The sequence below is a fragment of the Mesorhizobium sp. B2-4-18 genome, from assembly GCF_006441385.1.
Classification (GTDB): domain Bacteria; phylum Pseudomonadota; class Alphaproteobacteria; order Rhizobiales; family Rhizobiaceae; genus Mesorhizobium; species Mesorhizobium australicum.
Genome location: NZ_VFUW01000001.1, coordinates 33414 through 47465 on the forward strand (window position 1 = coordinate 33414; position 14052 = coordinate 47465).

At 63.8% G+C, this 14052-nt stretch carries 14 protein-coding genes and 1 pseudogene; 10 read left to right on the top strand and 5 right to left on the bottom strand.

All coding sequences use genetic code 11. From position 1 onward, the window contains the following. The first annotated feature begins 55 nt into the window (after positions 1–55). From FJ527_RS00160 to FJ527_RS00170, 3 genes are read left to right on the top strand one after another with little or no spacing between them, the layout of a single operon-like run. Positions 56–859, top strand: a complete 804-nt coding sequence (locus FJ527_RS00160; RefSeq protein WP_140821117.1) for an FCD domain-containing protein — start codon at positions 56–58, stop codon at positions 857–859. A gap of 25 nt (positions 860–884) precedes the next feature. Next, positions 885–2021: an alpha-hydroxy acid oxidase gene (locus FJ527_RS00165; RefSeq protein ID WP_015316498.1), complete on the top strand. Its 1137-nt coding sequence runs from the start codon at positions 885–887 to the stop codon at positions 2019–2021. A 33-nt stretch (positions 2022–2054) separates the two neighbouring features. Further along, positions 2055–2828: a metallophosphoesterase gene (locus tag FJ527_RS00170; RefSeq protein WP_140821705.1), complete on the top strand. Its 774-nt coding sequence runs from the start codon at positions 2055–2057 to the stop codon at positions 2826–2828. 66 nt (positions 2829–2894) lie between these two features. Here the strand turns inward: FJ527_RS00170 and FJ527_RS29775 are convergent, their stop codons facing one another. After that, a complete protein-coding gene (locus FJ527_RS29775) occupies positions 2895–3026 on the bottom strand; it encodes a hypothetical protein (RefSeq protein ID WP_013893872.1) in 132 nt (43 codons plus the stop codon). A 289-nt stretch (positions 3027–3315) separates the two neighbouring features. Next, positions 3316–4014, bottom strand: coding sequence for a type 1 glutamine amidotransferase (locus tag FJ527_RS00180; protein ID WP_140821709.1), 699 nt, complete (start codon positions 4012–4014; stop codon positions 3316–3318). Positions 4015–4101: 87 nt separating this feature from the next. Between FJ527_RS00180 and FJ527_RS00185 the strand changes: the two genes are divergently transcribed. From FJ527_RS00185 to FJ527_RS00200, 4 genes and pseudogenes are all read left to right on the top strand, one after another. Beyond that, entirely contained in the window at positions 4102–4749 is a 648-nt protein-coding gene (locus FJ527_RS00185; protein WP_015316495.1) for a hypothetical protein, read from the top strand. A 31-nt stretch (positions 4750–4780) separates the two neighbouring features. After that, a complete protein-coding gene (locus FJ527_RS00190) occupies positions 4781–5515 on the top strand; it encodes a 16S rRNA (uracil(1498)-N(3))-methyltransferase (protein WP_140821707.1) in 735 nt (244 codons plus the stop codon). A 144-nt stretch (positions 5516–5659) separates the two neighbouring features. Then, entirely contained in the window at positions 5660–7033 is a 1374-nt protein-coding gene (locus FJ527_RS00195; protein ID WP_140660864.1) for a glutamate--cysteine ligase, read from the top strand. Between the two features lie 90 nt (positions 7034–7123). Next, positions 7124–8154 (top strand): annotated as a pseudogene (locus FJ527_RS00200) (DUF937 domain-containing protein). 160 nt (positions 8155–8314) lie between these two features. Here the strand turns inward: FJ527_RS00200 and FJ527_RS00205 are convergent. Then, a complete protein-coding gene (locus tag FJ527_RS00205) occupies positions 8315–8605 on the bottom strand; it encodes a DUF1127 domain-containing protein (protein WP_140725632.1) in 291 nt (96 codons plus the stop codon). Positions 8606–8839: 234 nt separating this feature from the next. Between FJ527_RS00205 and FJ527_RS00210 the strand changes: the two genes are divergently transcribed. From FJ527_RS00210 to FJ527_RS00220, 3 genes are all read left to right on the top strand, one after another. After that, entirely contained in the window at positions 8840–9796 is a 957-nt protein-coding gene (locus FJ527_RS00210; protein WP_015316490.1) for a LysR substrate-binding domain-containing protein, read from the top strand. Positions 9797–9868: 72 nt separating this feature from the next. Beyond that, positions 9869–11500, top strand: a complete 1632-nt coding sequence (xseA, locus tag FJ527_RS00215) for an exodeoxyribonuclease VII large subunit (protein ID WP_140821118.1) — start codon at positions 9869–9871, stop codon at positions 11498–11500. Positions 11501–11504: 4 nt separating this feature from the next. After that, positions 11505–12623 (top strand): P1 family peptidase, encoded by a 1119-nt coding sequence (locus FJ527_RS00220; protein WP_140821119.1) that lies wholly within the window; start codon positions 11505–11507, stop codon positions 12621–12623. A 62-nt stretch (positions 12624–12685) separates the two neighbouring features. On the opposite strand, the gene FJ527_RS00225 is transcribed toward FJ527_RS00220, so the two are convergent. Next, entirely contained in the window at positions 12686–12937 is a 252-nt protein-coding gene (locus tag FJ527_RS00225) for a DUF768 domain-containing protein (protein ID WP_015316487.1), read from the bottom strand. Between the two features lie 400 nt (positions 12938–13337). After that, the gene (locus FJ527_RS00230; protein WP_140821121.1) at positions 13338–14027 is read right to left on the bottom strand and encodes an SDR family NAD(P)-dependent oxidoreductase; all 690 of its coding nucleotides are present in this window, start codon (positions 14025–14027) and stop codon (positions 13338–13340) included. Positions 14028–14052: the final 25 nt, after the last annotated feature.

A 14052-nucleotide genomic window follows, 5' to 3' on the forward strand; every position in this document is an offset into this window, starting at 1 on the left:
TTGGCGACAGACGCTTTAATCTGCGCGACATTCATTCCGTCCCCAGGCGCTTCCTTTGAGCGATATTTTCTCCAGGATTGAGCATTCGCGCACCGCCGACGAAGTCGTGCAGCAGATCGAAAGCCTCATCCTCGAAGGCGTGCTGCGCACTGGCGACCGGCTGCCGGGCGAGCGCGAACTGGCGCGTCAGTTCGATGTGTCACGGCCCATCCTGCGCGATGCGCTGAAGGCGCTCGAAGGACGTGGGTTGCTGACGACCAAGGCCGGCGGCGGCACGCATGTCGCCGATATTATCGGCCAGTTGTTTACCAAGCCGGTGGCGGACCTGATCTCGACGCATCGCAAGGCGGTGACGGACTATCTGGAGTATCGCCGCGAGGTCGAGGGCATAGCCGCCGAATACGCGGCACGGCGCGCCACACCCGACGACCTCGCCCTGCTCGACCGCATCATGGCGCGCATGGATGAGGCGCATCGCACCGGCGACTTCGACGACGAGGCGGAAATCGACGTTGAATTCCACCATGCGATCTGCGAATGCGCGCACAACATCCTGCTCTTGCACACGCTGCGCTCCTGCTACCGCCTCTTATCGGAAGGCGTGTTCCAGAACCGGCTGCTGGTGTTCACCGTGCCGGGCGCGCGAGAGGCGCTGCTGGCGCAGCACCGGGCGATCCACACCGCGGTCAGGGCTGGCGATCCGGCCGCCGCCCGCCAGGCGGCGATGGACCACATGACCTATGTCGAGCGCTCGATGGCGGAAGCCGAGCGCAGCGGCGACTGGCAACGCGTGTCGCGGCTGAGGCTAAGGCAGCGCTCGGAAACCGGCGGCAGCGAACCAGCGCGCAGCCGCTCCTAGTCAATTTGATCAAGCGGGGACCATCATGAGCGACATTCTCACCATCGCAGACCTCAAGGATCTCGCGCGCCGGCGCGTGCCCAAGATGTTCTTCGACTATGCCGACTCCGGCGCCTGGACCGAGAGCACCTACCGGGCAAACGAGGAAGACTTCCAGAAGATCAAGTTCCGCCAGCGCGTGCTGGTCGACATGAGCAACCGCTCGCTGGAATCGACCATGATCGGCCAGAAAGTGTCGATGCCGGTGGCGCTTGCGCCGACAGGCCTGACCGGCATGCAGCACGCCGACGGCGAGATGCTGGCAGCGCAGGCGGCTGAGGAATTCGGCGTGCCGTTCACGCTTTCGACGATGAGCATCTGCTCGATCGAGGATGTCGCGTCGGTGACGAAGAAACCGTTCTGGTTCCAGCTCTATGTGCTGCGCGACAAGGATTTCGTCCTCAACTTGATCGACCGGGCGAAGGCGGCGAAGTGCTCGGCGCTGGTGCTGACGCTCGACCTGCAGGTCCTCGGCCAGCGCCACAAGGACGTCCGCAATGGGCTTTCGGCGCCGCCCAAGATGACGCTCGCCAACATCGCCAACATCGCTGTGCGGCCTGGCTGGTGGATGGGCATGGCTGGCACGAAGCGCCGTACCTTCCGTAACATCGTCGGCCATGCCAAGGGCGTCGGCGATGTGGCTTCGTTGTCGTCATGGACGACCGAACAGTTCGATCCGCACCTGTCGTGGAAGGACGTCGCCTGGATCAAGGAGCGCTGGGGCGGCAAACTGATCCTCAAGGGCATCCTCGACAAGGAGGACGCGCTGATGGCAGCCAACACCGGCGCCGATGCCATCATCGTTTCCAATCATGGCGGCCGCCAACTCGACGGCGCATCGTCCTCCATCATGGCGCTGGAAGAGATCGCGGATGCGGTCGGCGACAGAATAGAAGTGCATATGGACGGCGGCATCCGCTCCGGCCAGGATGTGTTGAAAGCACTCTGCCTGGGCGCCAAGGGCACTTATATCGGCCGGCCGTTTCTTTACGGCCTGGGCGCGCTCGGCAAGGAAGGGGTTACCAAGGCGTTGGAAATCATCCGTAAGGAGATGGACATCACGCTGGCGCTGTGCGGAAAGCGTCTGGTCACCGACATGGGCAAGGACCAACTCCGGCGCTAGGCCATGACATCTGACCACGGAGATACCAAAACCTTGGCGGAACCCGGCATCCATTTCCTCGACGCACGCGGGCCGGACGGCGTGCGTCTCTACGCGATCGGCGACGTGCATGGCCGGCTCGACCTGCTGGCCGCCATGCACGGACAGATCGAGGCCGAGATCGCCAGGGACCTGGTCGCGGACTGGCGCATCATCCATCTTGGCGACTATGTCGATCGAGGGCCCGACTCCAAGGGCGTCATCGACTTCCTGATCGAAGCGCGCGAACGCGATCAGCGAAACATGATGCTGGCCGGCAACCACGACCTCGGCTTTCTCGACTTTCTCGAGACACCCGACCCCGAAGGGCTCTTCCTCCGTTTTGGCGGCATCCAGACCGCGCAATCCTATGGGGTGACGATCAACAACGGCAGCGGCATTTGGTTCGGCAAGGCCGAGTCAGCCATGCGCAAGGGCCACCAAGCCTTGCTCGCAGCCGTGCCGCAAAGCCATATCGACTTCCTGCGGTCGCTGCCGTTCTCGGTGACGTCAGGCGACTTCTTCTTCTGCCATGCCGGCATAAGGCCAGGCATTGCGCTGGAGAAACAGAATATCCAGGACCTGATCTGGATCCGTGACGTCTTCCACGATCACACCGGTCTCCTCCCGAAGATCGTGGTGCATGGCCACACGCCGGTCCCCGAGGCGGAAGTGATGGCCAACCGCGTCAATGTCGACACGCTTGCCTGGCAGTCAGGCAAGCTTACCGCGCTCGTCGTGGACGGCGCGGACAAACGCATCCTGGAAATGTCGATAAAGGAACCTTGAGGCCCCGGCGCCCAAGGACGCGAGGATACTGGCGCGAGGGATACTCGCGCGAGCGATGCCTGGGCTTTAGCGCAGGGAGGCGGTGACGCCGTAGCCGTCGACCGCATTGTGGTTGTTGGCGGCATCGGCGGCATAGATGCCAAGGCCGCAAAGCACGATGGCGGACAGCATGGCAAAGGACAGAAGAGCTGCTTTCACGGACGTCATCTCTTGTTGAGCTTTCTGCATCTGTGCACGAGGCGGTTACCAATGCGTTGAAACGGAAAAATCGCTTCAAAGTTTCGACGATTTCGCGCTTCTAGGCGTGTTCTGTATCGATGGTGTGTCGCACGGGTCACACAAAAGGTTCATCCCGGTTGCACAGCCGATATAGCGCGCGCCTTCTAGGATAGCGGGCGGACACAAGCCAAGGATGAAAGGGTTTTCCCCAGACGGATTCCGGCCCACGTGCCAATTATGTCACGCGGTAGGACGCGGAAGCGAATGCTTAGATCGTCGCCACCCAGGCGCGGGCGATGGCGAGGCCGGCAGCATCGGCATCAGGGCCGTTGCGGGCCATTTCGTCCTTGAGCTCGCCGGCCCAGTCGGGATGGCGCGCGGCAATGGTCGGCGCGAAGGAGGAACTCCAGTCCTTCACCAGCGGCCGGTCGGCCTCGAAATGGAACTGGAAGCCGTAGACGGCGCGGCCGACCCGAAACGCCTGGTTTTCGGCGACATCGTTGCCGGCGAGCCGCACGGCGTCGTCCGGCAGCTCGAATGTATCGTCATGCCACTGGAAGATCGGGAATGTTTCCGGCAGTGCAGACAGCACTGGGTCGGCCTTGGCATCCGGGGTCAACGACACGCCGCGCCAGCCGAATTCATTGGCGCCGCCAATGCGGTTTTCGCCGCCAAAGGCGCGGGCGACGAGTTGACCCCCGAGACAGATGCCGAGCACTGCGCGGTCCTTGCCGGCAAAATCGCGGGTCAGTTCCAGCAGCGCCGGGAAATAGGGATAGTCTTCGTCGTCCAGTGCATTCTGGCCACCGCCGAGCACCACCATGGCATCATGGCCGGTTGCGTCCCGTGGCAGCGCATCACCCTTGTAGGGAAGGCGCACATCGAGATCGGCACCCGCTTCCGCGAGCGCCGCGCCAACCTGGCCAAGGCCGGTATTGTCGAAGTTCTGGACGACCAGCACCCGCATGGCAAACCCTGCTGACATGAAAACGAGGAAACCAGCGATATCATGCCGCCAGTATCGCAGCCAAGATGCGTATCCCAGGAGAAAACCATGCCACTGCAGAACCGGGTCGATCCGTTCGGCGCCATTCATGCCGTGCCGGAGCGCGGCCTGTTCACCGGCAATCGCGGCATCATCCACGACCCCGCGACAAAGACGCTCCTGAAAAAGCGCTGGGCGCTTCAGGCCTGGATCATCTGCGTGTGCCAATTCCGCAATGTGCGGCGCGAGCCGATGGGCCGCAACCGGGCCGATGGCAAGGCCGGCTGGACCGAACTGTTCTTCCTCGACGAGGTGACGGCGCTCGCCGCCGGGCATCGTCCCTGCTTCTTTTGCCAGCGCGAACGAGCCAGGGATTTTGTCAGGCGCTTCGGCCAAGCCTTCGTCATTGCCGAGCCGCGCGCGCCGCAGGTGGACAAACGGCTGCACAAGGAACGGTTGGCGTCGGGTGGCAAACGGCCTGCCGTCGCGATGGACGCGCTTGCCCGCCTCCCCGACGGCGCGATGATCGCAACCGGCGGCAGCACCTACGCCTTGTGCCACGGCAAGGCGTTGCCGTGGTCTTTTGCCGGATACGGCCCGCCTACCAGCCTGGGTCGGTTCGAGGACGAGACGCTGGTGCTGCTGACCCCGGAAACGACGGTTGCCATCCTGCGTCACGGCTTTCAGCCTGTGTGGCATCCCTCCGCCAAGGCTTGACGCCGGCGGCCGCCTCGCCCATTCCTCGGCCATGCGCGCCAACTACAAGATGCAACGTCTGTTCGTGCCCGACGACCTCGGACCGGACATCGAGGTCGAACCCGGCCAGCAGCAGAGCCATTATCTCCTGCATGTGCTGCGGCTCGCCGAAGGCGCCGAGATCCTTGTCTTCAATGGCCGCGACGGCGAGTGGTCGGCCGCGATATCAGCGAAATCGAAGCGCTCGGTGCGGCTGAAAGTACTGGCGCTGCAAAGGCCGCAGCCGCCTTTGCCTGACCTGATCTATTGCTTCGCACCGCTGAAGCAGGGCCGGCTGGATTATCTCGTGCAGAAGGCGGTCGAGATGGGCGCCGGCGTCCTGCAGCCGGTCATCACCCAGCACACGCAGATGGCCAAGCCGTCGATCGATCGCCTGCGCGCCAATGTCGTCGAGGCCGCCGAACAATGCGGCATCCTGGCGGTGCCGGAGGTTCGCGAGGCGGAAAAATTCGAGCGCCTGCTGACCGGCTGGGACAAGGAACGCCGGTTGATCTTCTGCGACGAGGACGCCTCGACCAACAATCCGCTGCCCGCCTTGCAGACGATGAAGGAGAAGAAGCTCGCCCTGCTGGTCGGGCCCGAGGGGGGCTTTTCCGACGAGGAGCGCAAGATGCTGCGGGCGCTCCCCTTCGTGACCGCCATTCCGCTCGGACCGCGTATCCTGCGTGCCGACACGGCGGCCGTGGCAGCGCTTGCGGTGATGCAGGCAACGATCGGCGACTGGTAGTGCTCTGTCTCTTGCAAGAGGTGTTTGCTGGGCGTGGCCTTCAATTCCTCTTGACCTGTGGCTCAGGATTTTTCGCTTGATCGGCTACTGACATTTCGTCCATTTAGCGCCGGCGGTGGTCCAACCGCCTTTGAGGGCTTGAGAATGGCGCGCGACACAACCGATTTCCGGCCCATCGAAGGCATAGACGAGCTTGTCGAGCACCTGGCCGAAGGCAACAAGCCGCGCGAAAAATGGCGCATCGGCACCGAGCACGAGAAATTCCCGTTCTATGTCGATGGCAACGCACCGGTGCCCTATGGTGGTGAGCGCGGCATCCGCGCCATCCTTGAAGGCATGCAGAACAAGCTTGGCTGGGATCCGATCATGGATGACGGCCGCATCATCGGCTTGGTCGAACCGACGGGCCAGGGGGCAATTTCGCTCGAGCCCGGCGGCCAGTTCGAGCTTTCCGGCGCGCCGCTGGAGACGATCCACCAGACCTGCCGCGAGGGCAACGCCCATCTGGCGCAGGTGCGCGAGATCGCCGAGCCGATGGGCATCCGCTTCCTCGGCCTCGGCGGCAGCCCGAAATGGTCGTTGGCCGAGACACCGAAAATGCCGAAGTCGCGCTATGAGATCATGACGCGCTACATGCCCAAGGTCGGCACCAAGGGCCTCGACATGATGTACCGCACCTGCACGATCCAGGTGAACCTCGACTTCGAGAGCGAGGCCGACATGCGCCGCAAGATGCAGGTGTCGCTGAAGCTGCAGCCGCTGTCGACCGCACTGTTCGCCAACTCGCCCTTCACCGACAGCCGGCCGAACGGGCTGCAGAGCTGGCGCGGCGACATCTGGCGCGACACCGACAACCAGCGCTCGGGCCTGCTCGAATTCTGCTTCTCGCCCGATTTCGGTTTCGCCGACTATGTCGAATGGGCACTCGACGTGCCGATGTATTTCGTCATTCGCGATGGCCGTTATCACGACATGACGCATATCACCTTCCGCCAGTTCATGGCCGGGGCCGCGCGCAATGAAGTGCCGGACGGGCTGCCGACGATGGGCGACTGGGCGAACCATCTGTCGACGCTGTTCCCGGACGTGCGGCTCAAGCGTTTCCTTGAAATGCGCGGCGCCGATGGCGGTCCCTGGCGGCGCATCTGCGCGCTGCCGGCCTTCTGGGTCGGGCTGCTCTACGACGAGGTGGCACTCGACGCGGCCGAGGCGTTGACGTCGAGCTGGACCTACAAGGAAGTCCTGGCCATGCGCAACGCCGTGCCGGAGCTCGGCATTGCCGCGCCCTTCCGCAACACGACGTTGCGCGAGGTCGCCCGCGACGTCATGGCCATTTCGCGCACGGGGTTGAAGAACCGCGGCAAGAAGAACCGTGACGGCTACGACGAAACCTCGTTCCTCAACACGCTCGACGAGGTCGTGGCGCGCGGCACCACCAGTGCGGAGGAGATGCTGTCGGCCTACCACACGCGCTGGGGCGGCTCGATCGAGCCGGTGTTCATGGAGTATGCCTATTAACCGCGAGCCATGGCGGGTGGCAAAAGTAACTTCAATCGGGCGCTGAAACGAATTAGGCTCTCTTTCGAGGATTTCCCGGAGGAGAAGCCGATGCCTACCTTGTTCGACATGCTGGCGCAGGCCAGAACGGCAACGGCATGCAGGCGCTTGCCCAGCAATACGGGCTTTCGCTGCAGCAGACGCAGGCGGCGGTCGCCGCACTGCTGCCAGCCTTTTCACAAGGGTTGCAACGCAACACCGCCGATCCCTATGGGCTCGGCGCCTTCATGACGGCGATGGCAAGCGGCCAGCACGCCAAATATTTCGAGGACGCCACGCGCGCCTTCTCGCCGCAAGGCGTCGACGAGGGCAACGGCATTCTGGGACATCTGTTCGGTTCGAAAGACCTGTCGCGCGCCGTGGCCAGCCAGGCCGCGCAGGCGAGCGGCGTCAGCCAGCAGATCTTGCAGCAGATGCTGCCTGCTATCGCCTCGATGGTAATGGGCGGACTGTTCAAGCAGACGACAAACCAGATGCAGGCAGCGGCTGGTCTTGGCGGCGGCGGCAACAATCCACTGGGCGAGATCATCGAGCAGATGATGCGGCAAGGCGGCATGCAGGCGCCAGCGCCGCAACAGCGCCAGGCGCCACCGCCTCAGAACCCCATGGACAACCCGCTCGGCAAGGTCTTGCAGGACATGTTCGGCGGCGGCTCACCGCAGCCGCAAAGCCAGCCGCAGCCGGCGCCCAATCCTTATGGCGACAATCCGCTCGGCAAGGTGCTGCAGGACATGTTCGGTGGCGGCGCGCCGCAGCAACCACAAAGCCGGCCCCAGCCCCAGCAGACACAGAGCCCCTACGGCGACAACCCGCTGGGGAAAATCTTCGAGGAGATGCTGCGGCAAGGTGGAGGCGGCGCCCTCGGGATGCCCGGCGGGCAGCCGGCGCCGCAACCTCAAGCGCCGCAACCGCAGCAGCGCCAAGCACCACAGCCCCAAGCCAATCCGAGCGGACGGCCACGGAACCCGTTCGACGACATTTTCGGCAAGATGTTCCAGACCGGAGCCCAGCAGCGCGACGAATACCAGAAGGGCGTGGAAACGATCTTCGACCAGTTCAAGCGGGACATGGACCGGCGGTAGTCGCCCGGCCTTCGGTAAACCTTAAAGGAAAAGCCCGGTCCTTGGGAGGACCGGGCAGCGTGCAGGCAGGCCGGCGGGGAACCGGCAGGGAGTGGGGAGCCTGCAGAACCTTGGTCGCGCTGAACCGTGAAAGGGTTCAACGCAACCGAAGCTGAACCAATCAGGCCACCTTGCGGGCGATTTCCTCGATCGTTTCCACGCGATCGCTGGCGATCTCACGCAGGATTGCCGTCGGGTCACGGCCAAACGACACGTCGATTGCAACATGCAGGTCGGCGCGCGTGAGGCCGATATCGGCGAGTTCTGCATCCGACATCTCGCCAAGGCGGTAGAAGGCGCGGCGGTTTTTCCAGGCGCGGTAGGTGTTGGAGACAATGTTGGCCACGCGCGTCGCAACAGCCGGACGCGAGGTGATGCGCGAGGTCTCGGTGGCGAAATCGATCGTGGTCATATCGGTCTCCTTCAGACTCGAACGGACGAAACCCGACGATCGGCGCTGGCGACAGCGGCCGTTCCGGTCTCAAATACAATTTTAGAAATGCATGTCGTCGTCTCAAAACCGGTGTCCACTTTTGGGCGACATGCATGGCTTTCACTTGGACAATGCCAATTTGCCATCGACCGATTGATTAATCCAACGAATGTTTCTAATCTTTAATATCAACAGTAGTGATGGATTGGACCGATGAAAGCGCCGCTCGATCTCGATCAATTGCAGACCTTCATCTCGATTGCCGATACCGGCAGCTTCACCCGCGCTGCGGAAGAAGTGCACCGCACCCAGTCGGCGGTGTCGATGCAGATGCGGCGGCTGGAGGAGCGGATCGGCAAGCCGCTGTTCGAGAAGGAGGGGCGCTCGAACAGGCTGACGGAGGAAGGCGACAAACTGCTCTCCTACGCAAGGCGATTGCTCTATCTCAACCGCGAAACGCTCGCAGCCTTCGATGACCAGAGGCTCGAAGGCACGATCCGCATCGGCACGCCTGACGATTATGCGGACCGTTTCCTGCCCGAGATCATGGCACGGTTCACGCGCTCCAATCCGCGCGTCGAACTGACCGTCATCTGCGAACCGACGCCGGGGCTGGTCGAGCACATCAAGCGCGGCAATCTCGACCTAGCGCTGGTGACGCACAATGATGTGCGCGGCCAGTCGGAGGTGGTGCGGCGTGAACCGCTGCTCTGGGTCTCCTCGGCCAACCATGCGACACATGAACAGGAGACGCTGCCGATGGCCTTCGGCCGGCCGAACTGCATCTGGAGGCGCGCCGCGGTCGACGTGTTGGACCAGCAGAACCGCGACTACCGCATCCTGTTCACCAGTTTCTCAGCGACCGTGATCACCGCCGCCGTGCTGTCGGGGCTGGCGATCTCGGTGCTGCCGGAATGCGCGCTCAGGCCCGGCATGCGGGTGCTGGGCGAGGCGGACGGCTTCGGCGCCCTGCCCGACTGCCGCATCGGCATCATGCGCGGCCAGACCTCGCGGCCGGAGATCGTCGATGCGCTTGCCCGCCACATCTCGGAAAGCCTGGACAACATCTCGGTGCCGCTCGGCGAGGAGACGGGAACGTTCGATTTCGCGGCCCTCGCCTTCGCCAAGATGAAGCGAAGCAAGCCGAGCCAGATCCTGCCGGGCTGGTAAAAACCGGGTCATGAATATCGGGCCTGACACGGCCGCCTTGACGTCGGCGTCCAACCGGCCCCCAATCGACCGATGAGCGAAGCAGCATCCGAATCACGCACCAACGCCACCGAATACACGGTGAGCGAAATATCAGGCGCGCTGAAGCGCACGGTCGAGGACGTCTTCGGCAATGTGCGGGTGCGCGGCGAAATCTCAGGTTATCGTGGGCCGCATTCCTCCGGCCATGCTTATTTCGCGCTCAAGGACGACCGTGCGCGGCTCGACGCCGTGGTCTGGAAAGGCACGATGAGCCGGCTGAAATTTCGTCCCGAGGAAGGGATGGAGGTGATCGCCACCGGCAAGCTCACCACCTATCCCGGCAAGTCCAATTACCAGATCGTCATCGACAATCTCGAGCCGGCCGGCGCCGGGGCGCTGATGGCGCTGCTGGAGGAGCGCAAACGCCGGCTGCAGGCGGAGGGGCTTTTCGATGCGGTGCGCAAACGCCGGCTGCAGTTCATGCCACGCGTCATCGGCGTGGTCACCTCGCCGACCGGCTCGGTCATCCGCGACATCATCCATCGCATCAAGGACCGCTTTCCACTGCATGTGCTGGTCTGGCCCGTGCGGGTTCAAGGTGACACGGCGAGTGCGGAAGTGACCAGTGCCGTCACCGGTTTCAACGCGCTGGCATGGGACAGCCCCATTCAGCGCCCCGATCTGCTGATCGTGGCGCGCGGCGGCGGCAGCCTGGAAGATCTGTGGGGCTTCAACGACGAGGCACTCGCCCGCGCGGTCGCCGCCTCGGGCATTCCGGTGATTTCGGCTGTCGGCCACGAAACCGACTGGACGCTGATCGACCTTGTCGCGGATGTGCGGGCGCCGACACCGACGGGCGCGGCCGAAATCGCCGTGCCGGTGAAGGCTGACCTCGAAGCGACGCTGGCCAGCCTCGGCGCGCGGCTCAAGGCTGCCGTCTTGCGCAATTTCGAACGCAAGCGGCAGGCAGCCCGTGCGGCGGCGCGTGCGCTGCCCTCGCCCGATCAATTGCTGGCGCTGCCGCGCCGGCGCCTGGACGAGGCGACATCGAGGCTCGGTCGTGGCCTGATGGTTTCGACCGAGCGCAAGCGGGCGCGATTCTTCGCTGTAAAATTGACGCCGGCAATGCTGTCGCAGCGGATTGCCGAAGCGCGGCGCACCAACGACCGTAGCCTTTTGCGGGCGCAAGGGGCGCTGCGCACTTTGGCCAGAAGCCGGCGCGCGGAGCTCAATCGTGCCGCGGATCAGTTGCCAAAATGCGCCAAGGCATCGCTGCAGCGGCACAGGCAGCAATTGGCTTTGCTGCAGGGCCGCATCACCATCGAGCCGACAGCCCGGCGCCAACGTGTGCAGAGGGATCTTCTGACGGCTTTGACGAGACGCGGCGGCCAGGCGATGCTGCTCAGGCTGGAGCGGTTGCGCGGCCGCATCGTCCAGGCCGACCGGCTGATGGCGACGCTTTCGCACAAGGCCGTCCTGGCGCGCGGCTTCGCGCTGGTGAAGGATGCCGACGGCGCGGTCATTAAGCAGGCCGCCGACGTGGTGTCGGGGATGGCGCTGTCGCTGGAGTTCGCCGATGGCACGGCGGATGCGGTGGCAACCAGTGGCGCGGCGCGGCCAAAGTCCGTGGCCAGACCGGCGGCAAAGGCAAAGGAACCCGGCAATCAGGGATCCTTGTTCTAAGAGCATGATCGACAATCCGCACCATCTGGCAACGCCGTCCGGCAAGCCGCGCGCGCGAAGCTTCGCTATCGGCTTCGACGGAACGCCCGGGCCGTTCAACGCGATCACCGACGTGCCCGGCGTCGCTGTAGGCTATGCGACGCTGATATCGGGCGATGGTCCGCTTATCGTCGGCAAGGGGCCGGTGCGCACCGGCGTGACCGCAATCCTGCCGAGGCCGCGCTCCGAATTGGCCACCCCGGTCTTCGCCGGCATTTTCAGCCAGAACGGCAATGGCGAGATGAGCGGCTCGCACATCATCGAGGAAACCGGCGCCTTCAACTTCCCGATCACCATCACCAACACGCATTCCTGCGGTGTTTCGCGTGACGGCACGCTGCGCTGGATGAACCGGGTGCTGCCGGCCGCGATCGACAGCGCATGGGGGCTGCCGGTGGCGGCGGAGACTTATGACGGATTTCTCAACGACATCAACGGCCACCATCTAACGTCGGAGCACGTCGCCGAAGCCCTTGACGGCGCCGCCGGCGGACCGGTCGAGGAAGGCAGCGTCGGCGGCGGCACCGGCATGATCACCTTCGGCTTCAAGGCAGGGTCCGGCACGGCCTCGCGCATCGTCGCATGGCAGGGGCGCACCTACACGGTCGGCGCCTTCGTGCAGTCGAATTTCGGCAAGCGGCATAATTTCACCATTCGCGGCCTGCGCGCCGAGCCCGAACTCACCGAACCGGCGATCCGCGAAGCCACGTCGCGCGCGGAAAAGGGCTCAATCATCGCCGTCATCGCGACCGACGCGCCTTTCCTGCCGCATCAGATGAAGCGATTGGCGCGCCGTGTGCCGCTCGGCGTCGCCTTGACGGGCGGCTTCGGCTATCACAGTTCGGGCGATATCTTCCTCGCCTTCTCGACGGCCAATCCCGCCGCGGCGCTGGGGCTGTCCGGCCGCATCGCCAGCGCCGATTTCATCCCCGATACAGACATCGACCCGTTCTTCGATGCGGTGATTCAGACGGTGGAGGAATCCATCCTCAACGCTCTTATCGCCAATGACGACATGACCGGGCGCGACGGCAATTTCGTGCCGGCGCTGCCAAAGGCGTGGCTGGAAGAAAAGTTTGGCTGAGAGGAATGGCTGAGACGAAAACGCGGGCCGAAGCCCGCGCGTTTCGAACAGGTTTGACACAGTTATTCCGCGGCTTTGCTTGAGGCCTGCTGGTTTTCGTCGGCCTCGGCCGCTTCCTCGAGCCGGGAAGCGATCAATTCCTGGATGTCGCCGACTTCCTCCTGGATGTCCTCCAGCGGTATGCCGACCTCGGCCGCCTTGGCGGCGCATTCGCGGGCCAACGTCTCGGCCTGCTTCTCGATCCTGGCGTGGGACTGGCAATGGACCTTTTCGCCGATCCATCCCCGCAAGAACTCGATCGCGTGTTCACTCATACTGCTGTTCCCTGGCGGCAAAGCCGGTTGGTAATCATAAGCGTCGGCATCCCGCGAAGGATGCATGTTCCCATTCGAGCCGAGTCGCGGCCAGCCGGCAAGCCGAAGCCGTCCAGGGTCCACAGAGCCGAAGGAAATCGAGGGGTGAAGAACATTTTCTGATTCTGAAGGACTGTACCGTTGGCGGGGTCTTCCCGCTCCGAGCAATTGCTTCTACCTTTTACGGCTTCCAGTCCGCTTCTTAATCTCACTGGCTGTCGCTACAGCCGCCTATGACGTTGCGCTTCAAGGCGTGAGCCCGCGAAGCCGCCGCTATATAGTGACATCCACATCCGATGTCGACTCTCCTCAAGGCCCGTGCAGACGAGCCATGCAAAAGTCGCATGGATCGCTGATCCAGTCAGAAATTTTCAATCCACGGCCTGAGTTCCATTTCCCAGGTCCAGGCGCTGCGGTGCTGGCGGTGGATGGCGAGATAGGCCTCTGCGATCGCATCCGGAGACAGCCGGCGATCCTGCGGCCCGGGCTCCTGTCCGGAAGCGGCCGAAGCAATGGCGCCGTCGATGATGAAATGCGCAACGTGGATGTTTTTGGGCGCCAGTTCGCGGGCCATGGATTGCGCCAGCCCGCGCAATCCGAATTTGGGCATCGCAAAGCCGGCGGAGCCGGCGAACCCCTTCACACTTGCTGTCGCTCCGGTGAAGAGGATCGACCCCGCCCCTTGAGCGATCAGCCGGCGGGCCGCTTGCTGAGCTACCAGGAACCCGCCATAGGCCCCGACCAGCAAAGCCTGTCGGACAGCCTCGGGATCGAGTTCGGCTATTGGACCGCGAGCGCGGCCACCGGCGTTGAAAATCACGAGGGAAAGCGGGCCAGCCTTGTCCGCGATATCGAACAGATGCTCGACCGATGCCGGATCCGAGACATCCGTCGCCACGGCTTGCGCGCCGGCTTGCGCTTGCAAGGCATCGAGCTTCTCGATGTTTCGGGCGGCCAGGACGACATGGAACCCTTCCCTGGCGAGAAGACGCGCGAGCGAGGCGCTCAATCCGGAGCCCGCTCCGGCAATCACGGCGACGTTGGATGTCATGAGACCCTCTCCTCTTCCAGTGATT